Below are 18,847 nucleotides of genomic sequence, written 5' to 3'. Positions count from 1 at the left end.
ACAACCCGCGACCGTTCACCTGGACCAAGACCGCCGACCAGATCTTCGAACGACTCAACGCATATATTCAAAGGATTCCTGGCGGGGGACACTAGATGCGCACCGTGCCGTATCTACTGGCGCTGGCGATCACACTCATCGTGTCCGCCCAGCTCCTCCTAACCACACACCCCGCCGCCCCCTCACCAAACGCCTCCGAGACCTAGGCACCACGGGCGACTCCTTCGGCCTTCTGACCGCCACCGCCCTCCCCCTCACCACAGCCGGCGCCACCCTCGGCAGCCTCTTCAACTCCTCCGCAACCGGCGCAACAATCGGCCTACTCCTAGCCCTGGCCACCTGGACCACCGCAGTAATCCACGCCCACCGCCGCCCCCAACCCCCACCCCGCCACCGGTAGCGGCAACAGACGGCAGACTGGTTGGAATGGAGATCAAGCACCGGATGATCGTGTTCGACGCTGCTGATATTGATGCCGAGAGTGCTTTCTGGGGCGCGTTCCTGGATGGGCGGGTCGAGGAGTGGGGGAGTACGTGGCGGGCGGTTTGGGTTGATGGTGGGTGGGCGCTCGGCGTACAACTCGCGCCCAATCACGTACCCCCGGACTGGCCCGACGGTACGCCGGCACAGCAGATCCACCTCGACCTGTACTTCGAGGGCCTCGCAGCGCACGACGCCGCCCACGAGCGGGCGATCAACCTCGGCGCCCGTCTCCTCAAACCCGCGGAAGACCGCGCGGCCGCACGTGGAGTCCAGGTGTACGCCGACCCGGCCGGCCACCCGTTCTGCCTCTGCTGGGTCCCCGAACCCGACGTGTAAGGCATCAGGTGCGGCGGTTTCCCCAGGCGTCGTGCCAGTATGCGGCGTCGGCGGTCTCTGCGCGCAGGATCGCGTCGGGCTCGGCGGGAGCCGGCCACAGCTGGATGAGGTACTCGTCGAGGAGGCCGTTCCCGGACTCGCCGGTCCGGGCGGCGTCGCGGCCGCGGGCGTTCAGCCGGAGCCGGTAGCTGCCGGCCAATCCTTCGAGGCGGCCGCCGGACCCGCCGCCCCACGAGGACCAGCCGACGGCCTCTCCGGGCGGTACGTCGACCGACACCTCGACCACGTCCTCCCACGACGAGGAGTCGGGCGGCGCTTCGTCCATCAGCACGATCCGCAGTGGTGCACCGGATCGCCGCGCGAAATGCAGGTAGACCCCATCGCCGTGGGCGGCACCCGCGAGGCCGTTGACCTGCCCCGCGAAGAACCGGTCCGCGTCCCCGTCGAAGCCGAAACCACCACCCCACACAAGATCGAACTGCCCGTAGTCCGTCCGGATCGTCTGGTCCAGCAACACGCGCTCCATCCACGGAACCGTACAGAGTCAGATGCCGCAGCGGAAACCTCCTCAGCGGGGTACGAAGTACTTCCAGGTCTCGCCGTGGTTGGTGCTGGTGAGTGCCTGGTTGCCGTTGTACTGGAGGGCGTAGAGGAAGTCGCCGACGGCGGTCAGGCTGCCCAGGTCGGTGGGTGGGGTGAGGGGTTTGCCGGCGCCGGGGCGGAGGAGTTCGCGGTGTTTGCCCTGGTAGAGGGCGAGGCCGGTTCCGTTGTCGAAGGCAACGGGTGACTGGAGGTACGGCTCGTCGCGGGTGGCGACGGTGGTCCAGTGTTCGCCGCGGTCGGTCGACATCCGCAGCGGCACCTGTTCGTCGCGGCCTCCGGGCTTGTTGCCGGGGATCACCATGAGAGTTCGGCCGTTCGGGCTGACGCTCAGGGCGCCGTTGAATCGACCGGGGCTGATGACGGAGTGGCCCCAGGTCTTGCCGAGGTCGTCGGTCCAGTAGAGGTTGCCGACGCCGCTGTTCTTGGCGCCGACCACCCACCATCGGCCCGTACTGTCGCGTTGGGGCTCGATAGCGTTGTCAACCCCGGGGATCTTCACCTCCCGCAGTACGCCGGTGTCCGGGTCCAGCGCCCGGAGCGTGCCGTACGCCAGCAGCACCTCGCGGTCGGTGAACTCGGTCGCCGGCGCAGCCCACCGCAGCTTCTTCTCCACCCGCCCTTGGTCGGTCAGGCGCACCATCAGAGTCTGGGCCCAGGTCGGATCGGTCCCCTTCATGCTCGTCGGCATCGACACTGCCAGTACGTCGGCGCCGTCCCGCACCGCGGTCCACCCGTTCTTACGCACCGGCGCGGTGGTCCGCACCCCGTCCCGGAACAACACCGCGGCGTACGCATAGGTGTATCCGGCCTGCGGCGACGACCACACCGAGACCCACCGCTTGGGCGAGGCGAACGCGATACCGGCCGCGCCCGACTTCTTGTCCGCGATCAGCTTCTCGGCGGCGTGGTCGACCGGCATCGAGGCCGGCGGCCGCTCGGTGCCGGTGACGTTCCGGAACGGCAGTACGGCGGCCAGCACCGCGACCGTCACGGCGAGGACGACGCCCGCCCCGGTCAACGCCTGCCGCCGGCGCCGGCGGCGTACGCCACGACGTTCGAGCAGCTCGAAGGGCAACGGCTCGACGGTCTCCTGGACCTCCCAGGACAGTTCCTTCAGCTCAGACATGGTTGACCTCCTCGGCGTCGTCGGCGAACTCGTGGACCAGCGGCGCCAGCGCGGCCCGGCCGCGGGACAGGCGCGCCTTCACGGTCCCCTCCGGCGCACCCAGCTGTACGGCGATCTCGCGCACCGGCAGGTCGACGATGTGGTGCAGCACGATCGCCTCTCGCTGCTCGTACGGGAGCTGCCGCAGGGCCTCGACCAGCGCGACCCGGTCCGCCGACATACCGGCGGTCGTCGTCTCGGGGACACCGGTGCGCGACAGCAACCCGTGGAAGCGGTTCGCGCGCCGGTACCGCCGCCGTACGGCGTTCAGCGCGACCGCACGCAGCCACGCCTCCGGGTTGTCGAGCTGGCCGAACCGCCGGGGCTTCTCGACGGCCCGGACGAACGCCTCCTGTACGGCGTCCTCGGCCTCGCCGAGGTTCCCGCAGATCGCGAACAACTGCCCGACGAGGCGCCGGTAACACCCCTCGTACAGCTCCCGCACCATCTCGGCCGTGTCGCCGTCAGCCATCACCGCTCCCCAGATCGGACCCTTTGCCCTCACGAGTCCTGACAGACCGATCCGGTTGCATCACGCAAACCGAGGCATCAAATGGGTGGGCTGATCTCGACAGCAGGGTGAAATCGTCGGCCTGTTGGCAAAAACCCCGGCTCAGAGGGTCCCGAGCCGGGGTTTGCGCTGCTCCCCCGCCAGGTTTCGATCCTGGTCTTCGAGATTCAAAGTCTCGCGGGCTGCCGATTACCCCACGGGGGATCGTGGTTGCCGGGACAGTTTGCCACGAGTGGCGTGCACGACACGCTGAGGGGTTCCTTACCTACGGGTCCGTAGGTTACGGTGGCGTAGGTAACGACCCCCGGAGGCGAGGGAAGACACGTCATGACTCCACCCACTGCGACCGTTCCGGACGCGCCCACCCGTACCGCGTCCGTCGACGAGGTCGACACCGGGACTCTCGGTGGCGAGCAGAAGAAGCTCTGGGAGCAGGTGGCGCTGGCGTTGTTCATCGGCATCCCGTTCCTGGCGGTGCTGGCGGCGGTGCCGATCGCGTGGGGCGGGTTCCTCGGGTGGCGCGACATCGTCCTCGCGGTGGTGTTCTACACGGTCGCCGGGCACGGGATCTCGATCGGTTTCCACCGGCTGTTCACGCACAAGTCGTTCAAGCCGAACCGGCCGCTGAAGTACGCGCTCGCGATCGCCGGTTCGCTGGCGATCGAGGGGCCGGTGATCCGCTGGGTGGCGGACCACCGCAAGCACCACAAGTTCTCCGACCGCGACGGCGACCCGCACAGCCCGTGGAAGTACGGGCACACGATGGGCGCGCTGACCAAGGGGTTCTTCCACGCGCACGTCGGCTGGCTGTTCGACACCGAGCAGACCCCGCAGCGGCAGTACGCGCCGGACCTGCTGCGGGACAAGGACGTGGTCAAGGTCTCCCGCATGTTCCCGCTGCTGGTGGCCGTGAGCCTGCTCGCGCCGGCGGCCATCGGCGGCCTCTGGTCCTGGTCGTGGACGGGCGCGCTGACCGCGTTCTTCTGGGCCAGCCTGGTCCGGATCGCGCTGCTGCACCACGTGACCTGGTCGATCAACTCGATCTGCCACACGATCGGCGACCGGCCGTTCAAGAGCCGGGACAAGTCCGGCAACGTGTGGTGGCTGGCGATCCTCAGCCAGGGCGAGTCGTGGCACAACCTGCACCACTCGGACCCGACCTGCGCGCGGCACGGCGTACTCAAGGGGCAGCTGGACACGTCGGCGCGGTGCATCTGGTTCTTCGAGAAGCGCGGCTGGGTGTCGGATGTCCGGTGGCCGGTCAAGGAGCGGCTGGAAGCCCGCCGGGTGGACGCTTCGACGCGTACGCTGAAAGCTGCCTGAGAGCGAAAACCTACCCCTGCAGCACCGGAAGTACGGCATGATGCTGACGTGATCACGACGTGACGGAACCCAAACCGCGGCGGTCCGGCCGGATCCGGATGACCAGTGCCGAGCGTCGCGAGCAACTCATCACGATCGCCCGCGGCCTGTTCGCGCAGCGGGGTTACGAGGGCACCTCGGTCGAGGAGATCGCGGCCCGCGCCGAGGTCTCCAAGCCGGTCGTGTACGAACACTTCGGCGGCAAGGAAGGTCTGTACGCCGTGGTCGTGGACCGCGAGGTACGGGCGTTGCTCGACGGCGTCACGCAGTCGCTGACGGCGGGCCGGGCGCACGAACTGGTCGAGCAGGCCGCGCTGGCGCTGCTCGACTACATCGAGCACAACGCTGACGGTTTCCGGATCCTGGTCCGGGACTCGCCGGTCGGGTCGTCGACGGGCTCGTTCATCTCGATCCTGAGCGACGTCGCGACCCGGGTCGAGCACATCCTGGCCGAGGAGTTCAAGCGCCGCGGCCTGGACCCGAAGAACGCCCCGATGTACGCGCAGATGCTGGTCGGGATGGTCGCGCTCACCGGCCAGTGGTGGCTGGACGCCCGTAAGCCGAAGAAGCAGGACGTCGCCGCACATCTGGTCAACCTCGCCTGGAACGGGCTGTCCGGCCTCGAGGCGAAGCCCATCCTCTCGACCCGCCCGCACAAGTAGACCCCGGTCGTACGCCGACATCAGTCCGCGGCATGACCCCCGAAAAGGTCTCAGCCCGTACCCTGGCGGGCATGACGGGGATCTTCACCGCGCGGCCGTTGCCTGCCCGGAGCAAGGCGTTCGACCTGCTTCTCGCGGGCAGCCTCTGCATGGTCTTCGGCTTCCTGTCGCTCGCCCAGGCGCACTTCGGCGGGCTGCTCGCGTTCGGCATGCTGGTGCCGCTGATCTGGCGCCGGACGCACCCCGAGCTGGTCTTCTTCGCCGTCTGCTCGGTCGCCACGCTGCAGTGGCTGGCCGGTGTCGAACTGCAGCCCGGCAACGTCGGCCTCCTCATCGCTCTCTACGCGATCACCGTGTACGGCGACGTACGCCTGAGCCGGATCGCGCTGGGCATCGGCGGCCTCGGCGTACTGATGGCGACGTCGCGGTACTGGGCCAACTCGGACTGGAAGCAGCAGGTCACGACGATGGGCGGGCTGGCCGCGCTCGTCTTCGGGGTCTGGGCGTTCGGCGAACGCCGCCGAACCCGAGGCCTGTACGTCGCACAGCTCGAGGAACGGGCCGCCCAGCTCGAACGGGACCGCGACCGCGAGTCGAAACTCGCCGTCAGCAACGAACGGACCCGGATCGCGCGCGAGATCCACGACGTGGTCGCGCACGGCCTGTCGATCATGATCGTGCAGGCCGACGGCGGCCTGTACGCCGCGGACCAGTCCCCGGAGGCCGCGAAGAAGGCGCTCGCGACGATCGGCGACACCGGCCGCGCCAGCCTGACCGAGATGCGGAAGATGCTCGGCCTGCTGAAACAGGACGAGCAGTCCGAACTCGGCCCGCACCAGCCGCGCCCGCAGCCGGGTGTTTCCAGTCTCCCGGAACTGATCGAGAAGGTCCGCGAGGCCGGCCTGGCCGTCGAGTACGCGGTCACCGGTCAGCCCCGCGAACTGCCCGCGCTGCTGGGCCTCACGGCGTACCGGATCGTGCAGGAGGGGCTGACCAACACGCTGAAACACGCCGGGCCGGGAGCGCGCACCTCCGTCGCGCTGGACTTCGGGCGCGAGATGCTGACCGTGGTGGTCACCGACGACGGCCGCGGGGCCGGGGTCGCGCCGAGCGCGGATCCGGGGCACGGCCTGGTCGGGATGCGGCAGCGCGTCTCGGTCTCGGGCGGTACGGTGAACGCCGGACCGAAGGCAGGCGGCGGGTACGAGGTGGTCGCCAGGCTGCCGTACAACCTGCCCAACGGAGGGTAAGTGTCAGACGAAGTGATCCGGGTCTTCCTTGTCGACGACCAGGAGCTGGTCCGGGCCGGGTTCACGATGCTGGTGGACTCGCAGGCCGACATGCGGGTGGTCGGCCAGGCGGGTGACGGCGGCGAGGCGGTGGAAAAGATCCAGGTGACCGCGTGCGATGTCGTACTGATGGACGTCCGGATGCCGCGGCTGGACGGTGTCGAGGCGACTCGGCAGCTGAACTCGTTGCCCCAGGCCCCCAAGGTGATCGTGCTGACCACCTTCGACCTGGACGAGTACGCGTTCGCCGCGATCAAGGCCGGTGCGGCCGGCTTCCTGCTCAAGAACACTCCGCCCGCCGACCTGCTGAGCGCGATCCGCCAGGTGCACTCCGGGGACGCGGTCGTCTCCCCCAGTACGACGAAACGCCTGCTGGAGCACTTCGCCGGCGCGCTGCCCGACACCGCGACCGAGCGCCCGGACCTGGCCGACCTGACGGCCCGCGAGCGCGAGGTGCTGATCGAGGTCGCCCGCGGCCTGTCGAACACCGAGATCGCCAAGCTCTTCACGTTGTCCGAGGCAACGGTCAAGACGCACATCGGCCGGATCCTGGCCAAGACCGGCCTCCGCGACCGGGTCGCCCTGGTAGTCCTGGGGTACGAGACCGGACTGGTGAAACCCACCAAGTAATACCCAGGTCGTACGCGGACTCCAGTCTGCGGTCCGACGAGATCGGCGGCTCCGCTCAGTAACTTCTTCACCAACGTTCAGTTGAGTCGAGGAGTGACATGAGCTTGCAGACGCCGCAGCCCGCGGTCGGCCGGTTGCCGCAGGACGGTACGCCGCGGACCGCGATCCGCGCCCACGAGCTGCGCAAGGTGTACGGGCAGGGCGACACCGCGGTGGCCGCCCTCGACGGGGTCTCGGTGGACTTCGGGGTCGGCCGGTTCACCGCGATCATGGGCCCGTCCGGGTCCGGCAAGTCGACGCTGATGCACTGCCTGGCCGGGCTGGACACGCCAACCAGCGGCCAGGTCCTGCTCGGCGAGACCGAGCTGACCCGGCTCGCGGACGCGGAGCTGACCAAGATCCGCCGGGACCGGATCGGTTTCGTGTTCCAGTCGTTCAACCTGCTGCCGATGCTGACCGCGAAGGACAACATCCTGCTGCCGCTGGAGCTCGGCAACCGCAAGCCGGACCAGCAGTGGCTGGACACGCTGATCGACGTACTCGGCCTGGCGGACCGGCTCACGCACCGCCCGGCGGAGCTGTCCGGGGGTCAGCAGCAGCGGGTCGCGGTGGCCCGGGCGCTGGTCGGCCGGCCGGAAGCGGTGTTCGCCGACGAGCCGACCGGCAACCTGGACTCCCGGTCCGGGGCGGAGGTGCTCGGGTTCCTGCGCCGCTCGGTCCGCGAGTTCGGGCAGACCGTGGTGATGGTGACGCACGACCCGCTGGCCGCGTCGTACGCCGACCGCGTGGTGATGCTCGCCGACGGCAAGCTGGCCGGCGAGCTGCAGCAGCCCACCCCGGAGAGCGTCCTGGACGCGCTGCGGCAGCTGGGGGCCTGACGTGCGACGTTCACTCCTCTCCTCGCTGCGCGCCCACCTCGGCCGGCTGGTCGCCGCGTGCCTGGCGATCGTCCTCGGGGTCGGGTTCGGCTCGCTCGCGATGATCGTGCACTCGTCGGCGTCGCACGGCATCGACGAGACGATCGGCGCGCAGTACCAGGGCGTCGACGCGGTCGTGTACCCGTCCCGGGCGACGATCTCGCCGGCCGACATCGCGAAGGCACAGCGGCTGTCCCAGGCGAAGGCGGTCGTCACGCTCACCACGGCGTACCTGAACGCCGCGTATCCGGACCTGGTCCGGCCGACCGGGATCGAGATCGACACGCTGCACGACAGCACCGTGATCGCCGGCCCCGGCACCTCCTCCGGACGGTTGCCGACCGCAACGGACGAGATCGCGATCCCGGCCCGGCAGGCGGCCAAGCACAAGGTCGGCGTGGGCGACCAGCTGCGGCTGAGCGCGTTCGAGGGCAAGTCCTGGACGCTGCGCGTGGTCGGCCTGGTCGACGACGAGAAGTCCGTCGGTACGGCGCCCGCGGTGGTCACGCCGGCCGCGATGAAGGTGATCTCGCCGGACGCGTTCGTCCGGGCGATCGCGCTGGCCGCCAAGCCCGGCGTCTCGCAGGTACAGCTCGCGGACGCGACCCGCGCGGTGGTCGCGGGTGAGCTGACGGTGTACACGGGCAAGGAGTTCATCCAGCGCGAGGTCGAGGAGTACACGCACGGCATCGACGTACTCGGCGGCGTGTTCGGGATGTTCGCGCTGATCGCGCTGTTCGTCGCGTGCCTGGTGATCGGCAACACGTTCACGATCGTGATCGCGCAGCGGACCCGCGAAATGGCGTTGCTGCGCTGCGTCGGGGCGTCCCGGCGGCAGGTGTTCACGTCCGTCCTCGCGGAGGCGAGCGTGGTCGGCGTGGTCGCGTCCGCGGTCGGCGTGGTGTTCGGCGTCGCGCTGTCCGCGCTGGCGCTGGCGCTGTCCCGCGAGTTCGACTGGGGCATCCCGAAGGTGCCGCTGCACCTCGACCTGGCGTCGGTGTTCGTCCCGCTGCTGCTCGGCACGCTGGCCACGCTGATCGCGGCCGTCGTACCGGCGCGCCGCGCGACCAAGGTGGCGCCGCTGGCCGCCCTTCGCCCGGAGGCTGCCCCGGCGGCCGGGTCCCGGGCCGGAGTACTGCGGTTGCTCGCCGGCTTCCTGCTCCTCGCGGGCGGCGGCGCACTGCTGGCGGCCGGCGCCGCGATGCATCAGGTGCTGATCGGCGTCGCGGGCGGCGTGATCTCGTTCCTCGGCGTACTCGCGGTCGGATCGCTGCTCGTACCGGCGCTGATCCGGCTGATCGGCGCACTACCCGCCCGCGGTGGCGGCGTACCGGCCCGGATCGCGGTCGCGAACGCCGTACGGAACCCGAAGCGGACCGCGGCGACCACGTCCGCGCTGCTCATCGGCGTCACGCTGATCAGCCTGACGTGTGTCGGGATCGCCTCGGTGCAGAAGACGTTCGACGTGACGATGAACGGGCAGTACCCGGTCGACCTGACCGTGACGGCGTGGAAGGAGAAGATGCCGGCCAGCGCCGAGCAGCAGCTCCGCGAGATCAAGGGCATCACCCAGGTGATCCCGGTCAGCACGGCGGACGTGAAGGCGGCGGGCCAGGAGATGTCGGCCACCGGCATCGACCCGGCCAAGGCAGGCTCGGTGATCCACAACCAGGAGCTGGCCGGGAAGCTCAAGGCCGGTACGGCGCTGCTCACGTACCCGACGATGCGCGGGCTGAACGTCTCGGAGGGGTCGCCGATCACGATCGTGGCGGGGCAGCACAAGCTCACGCTGACCGTGCAGCTGTCGATCGGACTGGACCCGATCACGCTCACCTCGACCGACCTGGCGAAGCTGGCGCCGAACGCGTCGGTCACCGGGTACTGGCTGGCGTCCGACCCGAAGGCCAACGCGCCGGACGTGATCGACGCGGTGCAGCAGTCGATCCCGAGCGTGAAGGACCTGACCGTCGAGGGCGGTCTGGCCAAGCGGGCGACGTACACGCAGATCTTCGACGTGCTGCTGATCGTCGGGATCGGTCTACTCGGGGTGTCGGTGCTGATCGCGCTGGTCGGCGTCGGCAACACGCTCAGCCTGTCGGTGCTGGAGCGGACCCGGGAGAACGCGCTGCTCCGGGCGATGGGGCTGTCCCGCGGCCAGCTGCGCCGGATGCTCGCCGTCGAGTCGCTGCTGATGGCGGTGGTCGCGGCGGGGCTCGGGATCGTCCTCGGCCTGATCTACGGGTGGACCGGGACCAGCGCACTGATGGGCGGCCAGACGACGACCGGCGCCGTCGAGTACGCCGTACCCGGCACGCTGCTGATCGCGATCGCCGCCGTCGCCGCGGTCGCGGGCCTGCTCGCCTCGGTGCTCCCGGCCCGCCGCGCGGCCAAGGTCGCACCCGCCGGCGCCCTGGCCACCGAATGAGCCAGCGGCTCGCCGGGCTTGAGGGGGCCGGGCGAGCCGCTACACAACTTCGACCCTGTTCCCGTGCCCGTCGGCGGTATGAAAGCGCCGGCGGCCGGGAATCGTCTCGTTGTCCCAAGTCACCGGAAAACCAAGGCTCTCCAGCCGTGCAGCCAGAGCATCCAAGTCGTCCACCGCGAGCGCCGGATGCGCCTTCTTCGCCGGTTTGAAATCCTGCTCGACACCCACGTGGATCTCCGCGGCATCGGCCTTGAACCAGCAGCCACCACGGCGCTTCAGCAGCGCTGGCTTCTCCACCTCGGTCATCCCGAGCGCGTCCCGGTAGAACGCCCGGGCCACGTCCTCCCCACCCGGCGGACACGACACCTGCACATGATCGAGTCGCACAATCTCATCCCTTCTTCTGCGCCACAGCGAAGATCCGCCGGAACGGCAGCAACGTCCCGTACTCCTGCTGCGGATACGCCTCCGCCAGCCGCGCGCCGTACTCCGCCTCGAAATCCGCCCGGACGTCGTCCGGCAGCGACTGCAGCACCGGCCGCGCACCGGTCCCCTTCACCCATTCGAGTACGGCGTTGTCCCCGGCCAGCACGTGGAAGTACGTCGTCTCCCACGCGTCCACCACACACCCGAGGGCACTGAGCGCGTCGACGTACTCGGCCGGCCCCGGTACGTCGGGGCGCAACGACGTGTCCTTCGCGTACTCGGCGTACGGCGGCTTGTTCGCCAGCTCGCGGAGGATCGCGTGCGACGGCGCGTCCCCGTTGCCGGGGATCTGGATCGCCAGCCAGCCGCCCGGCCGCAGCGCCCGGACGAACCCGGGCAGTAGGTCGAGCTGCTCCGGGATCCACTGCAGCGTCGCGTTCGTGACGATCACGTCCAGGCCGGATCCGGTCCACTCGCGGACGTCGCCGAGCTCGAAGCCGAGCCGGTCGTCGGCGTACGGCGCGGCCGCCTCGAGCATCTGCGGCGAGCTGTCGATCCCGCGGATCGTCGCCTCCGGCCAGGCGTCCCGCAGCGTCGCGGTCAGCGCGCCCGGCCCGCAGCCGAGGTCGACCACGGTGCGTACGTCGTCCGCCCGGACCCGCTCCACCAGGTCCCGGAACGGCCGCGCCCGCTCGTCGGCGTACGTGCCGTACTGCTCCGGACTCCACACCGGTGACCTGCGCATCAGCCTGCACCTTCCCTCGGGTTTATCTTGATGTCGAGATACTTTAACCACTCAAGTTGTCTTGATGTCAAGAGTCTTGATCGGTACGCTCGGATCCATGGAGGACGAGGTCGATCGGCTGATCGAGGCCTGGCGGCGGGAGCGCCCCGACCTCGACGTGGCGCCGATGGAGGTGCTGTCCCGGGTCAGCCGGCTCGCCCGGCACCTGGACCGCGCCCGCGGCCAGGCCTTCGACACGCACGACCTGGAGTCCTGGGAGTTCGACGTTCTCGCCGCCCTCCGCCGCGCCGGTACGCCGTACCAACTGTCGCCCGGGCGCCTCCTCAAGGAAACCCTCGTCACGTCCGGCACGATGACGAACCGGGTCGACCGGCTGGCCGCGCGCGGCCTGGTCGAGCGGCTGCCGGACCCGAACGACCGGCGCGGCGTGCTCGTCCAGCTCACCCCGGCCGGGCGGGACAAGGTCGACGCCGCGATGGCGGACCTGCTCGCCCACGAGCGCACCCTGCTCGGCGCCATCGGGGAGCGCGACCAGCAGAAGATCGCGCGCGTGCTGCGGGAACTCGTCCGCCCGTTCGAATAGCCAAGAACAAAAGGCTTTGTTCGCCGCGACAAAGCTCCTCAGGAATTGCGCCGGAATTATCCGAAAAGACGATGCGTCACTCCTACCCTGTTCCAATCGTTGCTAGTTGCAACAGGATCGAGAGGCTGTCGTATCGACACCGGTCTACGCCCCTACTAGGGTCATGACCGTCGGTGGCCAACCGACTACAAAATGTCAAAACAAGGTGACTTCGGCGGCAAGAGGTGGTCCGCCGAAAGCGGCTGCGCGGTGTCCGGGGCTCGGGGCCCGAACAACGCCGGCCGGCACGGGGCCCGCTCACCCAGGAGCTCGGCGTACCCCTCCGAATCACAGGGGATCGGAGGGGACGCCGCGGCTCGAAACCCCTGCTATTCGGCGCGTTCCGCCGCTTCGAACCAGGCCGTTTCCAGTTCACCGCGCTCGTCCGCGAGCGTGCGCAGCTCGGCGTCCAGCTCGGCCAGCCGCCCGTAGTCGCTGGCACTCGCGGCCAGCTGGTCGTGCAGTTTCGCCTCGGTCTCGGTGAGCTTGGCGAGCTGCCGCTCGATCCGGTTCAGCTCCTTCTTCGCCGCCCGGGCCGCTGCCGCGTCAGCGGTCGGACGCTCAACCATCTCGGCATTAACACCGGCCGGCAAATCCGTTGACACCACCGCGGCCGGTGTCAACACATTCGACGTCGCCCGCCGCGGAATTCCGGCCGCGAGTTCGTCGAGATACTGCTCGACGCCACGCGGCAGGTGCCGGACCCGGCCGTCGCCCATGATCGCGTAAACCATGTCGCTGACCCGCTCCAGGAAGTACCGGTCGTGGGTGACCGTGACGACCACGCCCGGCCAGCCGTCGAGGAAGTCCTCCAGCACGGTGAGGGTCTCGACGTCCAGGTCGTTGGTCGGCTCGTCGAGGATCAGCACGTTCGGCTCGTCCAGCAGGATCCGCAGCAACTGCAGCCGGCGACGCTCGCCGCCGGACAGGTCCGAGATCCGCGTGGTCAGCTTGTCGCCGGTGAACCCGAACCGCTCGAGCAGCTGCGACGACGTCAGCTCGCCGCCGCGGCCGGCCAGCGCCGCCGTCCGGCGGATCGCGGTGATGTGGTCGAGGACCGTGACCGAGTCGTCGATCTCCTCGAGGTTCTGCGAGAGGTTCGCGACCCGGACCGTCTTGCCCTGCTTGACCAGGCCGTGGTCCGGCGGGAGCTGCCCGGTGAGCACCTTGAGGAACGTGGTCTTGCCGGCGCCGTTCGGGCCGAGCAGCCCGATCCGGTCCGCCGGGCCGAGCCGGAACGTGACGTGGTCGAGCATCTTCCGGTCACCGAAGCTCAGGCTGACGTCCTCGGCGTCGAACACGTCCTTGCCGAGCCGCGACGTCGCCAGCTGGGACAGCGCCAGCTTGTCCCGCGGGGGCGGCTCGTTCTCGATCAGGGCGTTCGCCGCGTCGATCCGGAACTTGGGCTTGGTGGACCGGGCCGGGGCGCCGCGGCGCAACCAGGCCAGCTCCTTGCGCAGCAGGTTCTGCCGTTTCTCCTCGCTGACCTGGGCGGTGCGGGAGCGCTCCGCCTTCGCCAGCACGTAGGCGGCGTACCCGCCGTCGTACGACGTGACGCGGCCGCCCTGGACCTCCCACGTGTCCGTGCAGACCGCGTCCAGGAACCAGCGGTCGTGGGTGACCACGATCAGCGCGCCGGCCCGGTCGACGACGTGCTCGGCGAGCCAGCTGACCGCCTCGATGTCCAGGTGGTTCGTCGGCTCGTCGAGGATCAGCAGGTCGACCTCGGTCAGCAGCAGCCGGGCGAGCGACGCGCGCCGCCGCTCACCGCCGCTCAGGCTGCCGACCAAGGCCTCGTGGTCGACCTCGCCGAGCAGGTGCTCCATCACCGAGCGGGCCCTCGGGTCGGCCGCCCAGGTGTAGGTCTCGACGTCGCCGAGGACCGCGTGCAGCACGGTCTGCTCGGGGTCGAGGTCGTCGGTCTGTCCGAGGTACCCGAGCCGCAGGTCGCGGTTGTGTGTGATCCGTCCGCTGTCCGGCGGCTCGCGCCGGGCCAGGACCCGCAGGAGCGTCGACTTGCCGTCGCCGTTGCGCCCGACCACGCCGATCCGCTCACCACGGCCTACGCCGAGACTGACCGAGTCGAGCAGTGTGCGGGTCCCGAAGCCCTTCGAAACAGCTTCCAGATTGACCAAGTTAGGTGCCGCCATAACGCGCCCAAGGGTAGCTGACGCGGACCGGCATGCCAGGATCGTCCGAGTGCTGACTCCTGCCTGGCTCCAGGGCCTGTCCCTGGGCGACCCGATCTCCGCCGATCCGCTCGAAGGCGGGTACGCCAGCAAGACCTTCCGCGTCCGTACGACGCTGGGCCGCTCTGTGGTCGTGAAGACCCAGGACAACCTCCCGCCGGACCTGTACGCGCTGGAGGCGGACGGTCTCGACGCGTTGCGCTCGCCCGGCGGATTCGCCGTACCGGAAGTGTTGCGGATCACGCCGCACTTCATCGTGCTGGCCGATCTCGGTACGCCGGAACCGTCGCCGACGTACTGGGAGGACGCCGGGCGGGCACTCGCGCGGCAGCACCGGCGTACCGCCGACAAGTTCGGGTACGACCGGGACAACTACCTCGGCGTACTGCCGCAGCGGAACCCGTGGACCACGGACGGTCACGCGTTCTTCGCCGAGCACCGGCTGCTGCGGTACCTCGAGGAGCCCAACTGTCACCAGCAGCTCCCGCCGGAGGACCGCCGGCGCCTGGAGCGGGTGGCCGGCCGGCTCGGGGAGCTGATCCCGCCGCAGGCACCCGCCCTGCTGCACGGCGACCTGTGGCACGGCAACCTGCTGCCCGCACCCACCGGCGCGCCCGCCCTCATCGACCCGGCGGTGTACTACGGCTGGCCGGAGGCGGAACTGGCGACGCTGCTCATCTACAACCACCTCTCCGACGCCCTCTTCACGGCGTACGAGGAGCTCCACCCGCTGACCCCCGGCTGGCGCGAACGCCTCCCGCTACTACACCTCCGGGAGCTGCTCTGCATCACCGCCCACACCCCCGACGTACCCGACACCGTCAGCGAGATCCACACGATCCTCAAAACGTTCGACTGAGGTGTAGCAGGTACTGCTTCTCATTGAGGGGGTTGCCGTCGGTGCGGGCGCGGAGTGGTGGGGCGGCCGGGACCGGGTGGTAGCTGTCGAACGTGGTGGCGAGCATGCTCTCGCCGCGAGTGAGGGTCGGGAGTTGGGACTCGAACGAGTGCGTGGCCGCCGCCGGGATCGTGCCTTCGAGGTGCGTCTGGGTGGCCTGCGTGACGACCCCGCGGTGCTCGGCGAGATGGGCCATGATCCGGGCGACGGTGTCCGGCGGGACGTCCAGCTCGACGTGGTTCACCGGCTCCAGGACCGTCGTACCGGCCTCGGCGATCGCCCGCATCAGGACCAGCGGCACCAGCCGGCGGAAGTCGGCGGCGGTACTGGTCGCGTTGTCGAACTCGGTGTGCGTGAGAGCGACCCGGATGTCCGGGATCTCCCAGCCGTACAGGCCTTGGCGCAGGGTCTGCCGGACCGTCTCCTCGATCGCGGTGTGGAACGCCCGGGTGAGCGCGCCGAGCTCCACCTCCAGGTGGTACTCGATGCCTTCGGCAACCGGTGAGACGCGGAACCCGACGCCCGCGGTCCACAGGTTGTCGGCCATCGTCCGGGTCGCGGCGCCGGTGCCGTTCAGCCGCTCGACGTGGATCGGCGTCGTCTCGCTGAACGTGACGTCGACGCCGTACTCGGAGGCGAGCAGCGACGCGATCACCTCCTTCTGCACCTCGCCGTACAGGCTGACCGTGATCTCGGCGGCCTTCCGGACCCGGATCAGCGGGTCCTGCTCGGCGAGCTGGGTGAGCGCCTGGAACAGCCGCACCCGGTCCCGCGCGCTCACCACGGTCTCCAGCGTCGGCGGCGCGAACAGCCGCTGCGCGTACGTCGACGGTACGCCGAGCTGGTCGCCGATCCGGATGCTCTTCAGGCCCCGCAACGCGACGATCTGCCCGGCCTCGACGCGGTCCACCGGCCGCCGGGCGCCGTCGGCGTACAGCTCGATCCCGCTCGGCCGGGCCTGGTACTCCGGTCCGTCGCCCGGATGGACGGCGACCGGGGTGCGGGCGGTGAGCGTGCCGCTGACGATCCGCGCGGACGCGATCTTCTGGCCGGCCTCGACCCGCTCGACCTTGAACACCCGCGCGCGCAGGTCCTCGTCCGGCGATCCCGTTGCCCGCGGCAACCAGTTCCGGATGCCGTCGATCACCTCGTCGATGCCCACACCGGTCATCGCGGACCCGAAGTACACCGGATGTACGTCGGCCGTCGCGACCTGCCGCCGCAGCTCCGCCGCCTGGTCGACGGGTCCGCGCAGGTACCGCTCCAGGAAGTCGTCGTTGCGTTCGGCAAGGATCTCGCCGAGCTCGGCGCGCTGCACGTCGAGCGGTACGACGGCGGCCGCCCGGGTCCCCAGGTCCGGCACCGACTGCATCGGTACGGCGCCCGGCGTCAGCAGGCGGCGGATGTCCGCGAGCAGGTCGTCGTACCGCGCTCCGACCCGGTCGACCTTGTTCACGAACAGCAGCGTCGGGATCCGCAGCCGGCCGAGGGTACGCATCAGCAGCCGCGTCTGCGGCTGCACGCCCTCGACCGCGGAGATCACCAGGACGGCGCCGTCCAGCACCGACAGCGCCCGCTCCACCTCGGCGATGAAGTCCGAGTGCCCCGGCGTGTCGATCAGGTTCACCGGCAGGTCGCCGAGCCGGAACGACACCACCGCCGAGCGGATCGTGATGCCGCGTTTCCGCTCGAGCTCCATCGAGTCGGTGCGGGTGTCCCCGTCGTCGACCCGGCCGACCCGGTCGACGACCCCGGCGGCGTACAGCAGCCGCTCGGTCAGGCTGGTCTTACCGGCGTCGACATGCGCGACAATGCCCATCGTCAGAGATTTCAAGAGTCCTCGCGAACGCGTCGAAACGATCAGTACCGATGCGGTAGATCGATCCGCGGCGCATCCCGGTCTCCTGTCTGGCGAAGGTATTTCCGCTGAAACTAGCAGCGGTGGCCGCCGGTGGCGACCGGTTTTCAGGCTTCGAGAACCTGCACGTCGTACTTCCGGATGAAGCGGTCGCGCGTGACCAGCGTCAACCTGTCGGCCATCGCCTGCGCGACCAGCATCCGGTCGAACGGATCCCGATGGATCATCGGCAGCATGCCCGCCAGCACCGCATGCGTCGTGTCGATCGGCAGCGCTCGCAGGCCGCCCTGCTCCGCCCAGACGGCGAGGTCGTCGGGCAGCTCGAGCTTTCCTGCCGCAGCTTTGATCGACAGCTCCCACATCGTCGCGGCGCTGACGAAGACCTCGAGCTCGGTGTCGATCCGGTCCTTCAGTTCGTCCGACAGATCGGCGGTGTCCTGCAACCACCAGAGCAGGACATGCGTGTCCAGGAGCAGCCGGGCAGCACCCGGCGCCGGGATCGTCACAGCAGACCGAAGTCGTCGGCGATCCGCTCGTTCACCTCGGCCGAGTCCCAGTCCGGGGACACGCTGATGCGTCCCGCCAGCGATCCGCGCCCGGTCCGCCGCAGCACGGTCGCCAGCGGCACCACCTTCGCGACCGGCTTGCCCGCCCGGCTGATCACCACGGTCTCGCCATGCTCGACCCGGTCGACGATCCGGGACAGCTGCGACTTCGCCTGATGCATGTTGTACTGCGCCAGCTCGCTCATCACGCCTCCTTAGCCCACTTAGCTAAGGATACTACTACCGGCTGACGATGGCCGGCAGGATCCGGGCGCCGGGGACCGGGCCTTCGGCCTGGCGGACCATCCGGCAGAGGCCGGACTCGGCCAGGTCGACGGCGAGGTCGACGGCGCTGCGGCTGTCGGCGGCGAGGAACAGGCAGGTCGGGCCGGAGCCGGAGATCTGCGCGGCCAGAGCGCCGTGCTCGAGGCCGAACTGGAGGGTGTCGCCGAGCTCCGGGCGGAGCGCGAGCGCGGCGGCCTGAAGGTCGTTGCTGAGCGCAACCGCGAGCGCCGCGGGTTTGCCGGACAGCAGCGCCGACAGCAGCTCCGGGCGGACCTGCGGCGCCTCGACCCGGCGCAGCGGACGCATCCGGTCGAGCTGCTTGTACACCTCCGGCGTCGGCAGCCCACCGTCGGCGATCGCGAACACCCAGTGGAACGTCCCGCGGGACATCACCTCGGTGACCTGCTCGCCGCGGCCCTGGCCGAGCGCGGTGTGCCCGACCAGGCAGAACGGTACGTCGCTGCCGAGCTCGGCCGCGTGGTGCTGCAGCTCGGTCTGCGTCAGCTGCAGGCCCCACAGCCGGTTGCACGCCACCAGCGTCGCCGCCGCGTCGGTCGACCCGCCGGCCATCCCGCCCGCGACCGGGATCGTCTTCCGGATCGTCAGGTCGACGCCCTCGTCCACGTCGTACTCGGCCTGCAGGAGCTGCGCCGCCCGGACCGCGAGGTTCGTCTCGTCGGTCGGTACGTCGTCCGCGAAGTCGCCGGAGATCTCCACCGAGACCTCGCCGTCGTCCTCCCGCAGCACCGCGGTCACATCGTCGTACAGGGCAACGGCCTGGTACACCGTGGCGAGCGGGTGGAACCCGTCCGGGCGCGGCGGGCCGACCGACAGACCGAGATTGATCTTGGCCGGCGCCCGCACCGTGACCTCAGCAGAAGGTGGCACGTCGGACA

19 protein-coding genes and 1 tRNA gene are annotated in these 18,847 nt (G+C 69.8%); 9 read left to right on the top strand and 11 right to left on the bottom strand.

All coding sequences use genetic code 11. The features are described from left to right. The first annotated feature begins 426 nt into the window (after positions 1-426). Positions 427-819 carry a VOC family protein gene (locus ACFV9C_RS37175; protein ID WP_380201272.1) on the top strand — a complete coding sequence of 131 codons (393 nt, stop codon included), beginning with the start codon at positions 427-429 and terminating at the stop codon, positions 817-819. A gap of 4 nt (positions 820-823) precedes the next feature. Here ACFV9C_RS37175 and ACFV9C_RS37170 read toward each other — a convergent pair whose 3' ends face one another. From ACFV9C_RS37170 to ACFV9C_RS37155, 4 genes are all read right to left on the bottom strand, one after another. After that, a complete protein-coding gene (locus ACFV9C_RS37170; protein ID WP_380201270.1) occupies positions 824-1,345 on the bottom strand; it encodes a hypothetical protein in 522 nt (173 codons plus the stop codon). Between the two features lie 42 nt (positions 1,346-1,387). After that, complete coding sequence (locus tag ACFV9C_RS37165; RefSeq protein ID WP_380201268.1) at positions 1,388-2,548, bottom strand: WD40/YVTN/BNR-like repeat-containing protein; 1,161 nt, start codon at positions 2,546-2,548, stop codon at positions 1,388-1,390. Then, positions 2,541-3,059: an RNA polymerase sigma factor gene (locus ACFV9C_RS37160; RefSeq protein WP_380201266.1), complete on the bottom strand. Its 519-nt coding sequence runs from the start codon at positions 3,057-3,059 to the stop codon at positions 2,541-2,543. Before ACFV9C_RS37160 ends, ACFV9C_RS37165 begins: the two co-directional genes overlap by 8 nt. Before the next feature lie 171 nt (positions 3,060-3,230). Further along, positions 3,231-3,302: transfer RNA gene (locus tag ACFV9C_RS37155), tRNA-Gln, on the bottom strand. A gap of 123 nt (positions 3,303-3,425) precedes the next feature. Here ACFV9C_RS37155 and ACFV9C_RS37150 point away from each other — a divergent pair. The 6 genes from ACFV9C_RS37150 to ACFV9C_RS37125 all read left to right on the top strand — a co-directional run bounded on the left by ACFV9C_RS37150 (position 3,426) and on the right by ACFV9C_RS37125 (position 10,383). After that, positions 3,426-4,421, top strand: a complete 996-nt coding sequence (locus ACFV9C_RS37150; RefSeq protein WP_380201264.1) for an acyl-CoA desaturase — start codon at positions 3,426-3,428, stop codon at positions 4,419-4,421. Between the two features lie 59 nt (positions 4,422-4,480). Further along, positions 4,481-5,122 carry a TetR/AcrR family transcriptional regulator gene (locus ACFV9C_RS37145; RefSeq protein WP_380201262.1) on the top strand — a complete coding sequence of 214 codons (642 nt, stop codon included), beginning with the start codon at positions 4,481-4,483 and terminating at the stop codon, positions 5,120-5,122. Positions 5,123-5,193: 71 nt separating this feature from the next. Next, positions 5,194-6,372 (top strand): sensor histidine kinase, encoded by a 1,179-nt coding sequence (locus tag ACFV9C_RS37140; protein ID WP_380201260.1) that lies wholly within the window; start codon positions 5,194-5,196, stop codon positions 6,370-6,372. Further along, positions 6,373-7,041: a response regulator transcription factor gene (locus ACFV9C_RS37135; protein ID WP_380201258.1), complete on the top strand. Its 669-nt coding sequence runs from the start codon at positions 6,373-6,375 to the stop codon at positions 7,039-7,041. 98 nt (positions 7,042-7,139) lie between these two features. Continuing rightward, positions 7,140-7,919, top strand: coding sequence for an ABC transporter ATP-binding protein (locus ACFV9C_RS37130; RefSeq protein ID WP_380201256.1), 780 nt, complete (start codon positions 7,140-7,142; stop codon positions 7,917-7,919). Position 7,920: 1 nt separating this feature from the next. Continuing rightward, on the top strand, positions 7,921-10,383 hold the full coding sequence (locus tag ACFV9C_RS37125; RefSeq protein ID WP_380201254.1) for an ABC transporter permease: 2,463 nt from the start codon (positions 7,921-7,923) through the stop codon (positions 10,381-10,383). 39 nt (positions 10,384-10,422) lie between these two features. On the opposite strand, the gene ACFV9C_RS37120 is transcribed toward ACFV9C_RS37125, so the two are convergent. Beyond that, the gene (locus ACFV9C_RS37120; RefSeq protein WP_380201252.1) at positions 10,423-10,722 is read right to left on the bottom strand and encodes a VOC family protein; all 300 of its coding nucleotides are present in this window, start codon (positions 10,720-10,722) and stop codon (positions 10,423-10,425) included. A gap of 52 nt (positions 10,723-10,774) precedes the next feature. Further along, positions 10,775-11,554 carry a methyltransferase domain-containing protein gene (locus ACFV9C_RS37115; protein WP_380201250.1) on the bottom strand — a complete coding sequence of 260 codons (780 nt, stop codon included), beginning with the start codon at positions 11,552-11,554 and terminating at the stop codon, positions 10,775-10,777. 97 nt (positions 11,555-11,651) lie between these two features. Between ACFV9C_RS37115 and ACFV9C_RS37110 the strand changes: the two genes are divergently transcribed. Beyond that, positions 11,652-12,137 (top strand): MarR family winged helix-turn-helix transcriptional regulator, encoded by a 486-nt coding sequence (locus ACFV9C_RS37110; RefSeq protein ID WP_380201248.1) that lies wholly within the window; start codon positions 11,652-11,654, stop codon positions 12,135-12,137. Between the two features lie 368 nt (positions 12,138-12,505). Here ACFV9C_RS37110 and ACFV9C_RS37105 read toward each other — a convergent pair whose 3' ends face one another. Further along, complete coding sequence (locus tag ACFV9C_RS37105; RefSeq protein ID WP_380201246.1) at positions 12,506-14,326, bottom strand: ABC-F family ATP-binding cassette domain-containing protein; 1,821 nt, start codon at positions 14,324-14,326, stop codon at positions 12,506-12,508. 49 nt (positions 14,327-14,375) lie between these two features. On the opposite strand from ACFV9C_RS37105, the gene ACFV9C_RS37100 reads away from it, so the two are divergent. Next, on the top strand, positions 14,376-15,224 hold the full coding sequence (locus tag ACFV9C_RS37100; protein WP_380201244.1) for a fructosamine kinase family protein: 849 nt from the start codon (positions 14,376-14,378) through the stop codon (positions 15,222-15,224). Here ACFV9C_RS37100 and ACFV9C_RS37095 read toward each other — a convergent pair. The 4 genes from ACFV9C_RS37095 to ACFV9C_RS37080 all read right to left on the bottom strand — a co-directional run bounded on the left by ACFV9C_RS37095 (position 15,208) and on the right by ACFV9C_RS37080 (position 18,839). After that, positions 15,208-17,082 (bottom strand): GTP-binding protein, encoded by a 1,875-nt coding sequence (locus ACFV9C_RS37095; RefSeq protein ID WP_380201242.1) that lies wholly within the window; start codon positions 17,080-17,082, stop codon positions 15,208-15,210. The genes ACFV9C_RS37100 and ACFV9C_RS37095 overlap by 17 nt on opposite strands. Positions 17,083-17,228: 146 nt before the next feature. Beyond that, on the bottom strand, positions 17,229-17,627 hold the full coding sequence (locus tag ACFV9C_RS37090; RefSeq protein ID WP_380201240.1) for a type II toxin-antitoxin system VapC family toxin: 399 nt from the start codon (positions 17,625-17,627) through the stop codon (positions 17,229-17,231). Beyond that, positions 17,624-17,872: a type II toxin-antitoxin system Phd/YefM family antitoxin gene (locus ACFV9C_RS37085; protein ID WP_380201238.1), complete on the bottom strand. Its 249-nt coding sequence runs from the start codon at positions 17,870-17,872 to the stop codon at positions 17,624-17,626. The genes ACFV9C_RS37090 and ACFV9C_RS37085 overlap by 4 nt, the downstream gene beginning before the upstream one ends. Positions 17,873-17,906: 34 nt before the next feature. Then, entirely contained in the window at positions 17,907-18,839 is a 933-nt protein-coding gene (locus ACFV9C_RS37080; protein WP_380201236.1) for a 4-(cytidine 5'-diphospho)-2-C-methyl-D-erythritol kinase, read from the bottom strand. Positions 18,840-18,847 lie beyond the last annotated feature (8 nt).

Source organism: Kribbella sp. NPDC059898, from assembly GCF_042730855.1.
Lineage (GTDB): Bacteria > Actinomycetota > Actinomycetes > Propionibacteriales > Kribbellaceae > Kribbella.
This window is presented reverse-complemented; position numbering and strand designations above follow the sequence as displayed.

Coding starts and splice junctions, on each gene's coding strand:
- ACFV9C_RS37175 (WP_380201272.1), top strand. CDS start 427: ATGGAGATCAAGCACCGGATGATCGTGTTCGACGCTGCTGATATTGAT.
- ACFV9C_RS37105 (WP_380201246.1), bottom strand. CDS start 14,326: ATGGCGGCACCTAACTTGGTCAATCTGGAAGCTGTTTCGAAGGGCTTC.
- ACFV9C_RS37115 (WP_380201250.1), bottom strand. CDS start 11,554: ATGCGCAGGTCACCGGTGTGGAGTCCGGAGCAGTACGGCACGTACGCC.
- ACFV9C_RS37160 (WP_380201266.1), bottom strand. CDS start 3,059: ATGGCTGACGGCGACACGGCCGAGATGGTGCGGGAGCTGTACGAGGGG.
- ACFV9C_RS37110 (WP_380201248.1), top strand. CDS start 11,652: ATGGAGGACGAGGTCGATCGGCTGATCGAGGCCTGGCGGCGGGAGCGC.
- ACFV9C_RS37165 (WP_380201268.1), bottom strand. CDS start 2,548: ATGTCTGAGCTGAAGGAACTGTCCTGGGAGGTCCAGGAGACCGTCGAG.
- ACFV9C_RS37150 (WP_380201264.1), top strand. CDS start 3,426: ATGACTCCACCCACTGCGACCGTTCCGGACGCGCCCACCCGTACCGCG.
- ACFV9C_RS37130 (WP_380201256.1), top strand. CDS start 7,140: ATGAGCTTGCAGACGCCGCAGCCCGCGGTCGGCCGGTTGCCGCAGGAC.
- ACFV9C_RS37170 (WP_380201270.1), bottom strand. CDS start 1,345: ATGGAGCGCGTGTTGCTGGACCAGACGATCCGGACGGACTACGGGCAG.
- ACFV9C_RS37140 (WP_380201260.1), top strand. CDS start 5,194: ATGACGGGGATCTTCACCGCGCGGCCGTTGCCTGCCCGGAGCAAGGCG.
- ACFV9C_RS37095 (WP_380201242.1), bottom strand. CDS start 17,082: ATGGGCATTGTCGCGCATGTCGACGCCGGTAAGACCAGCCTGACCGAG.
- ACFV9C_RS37085 (WP_380201238.1), bottom strand. CDS start 17,872: ATGAGCGAGCTGGCGCAGTACAACATGCATCAGGCGAAGTCGCAGCTG.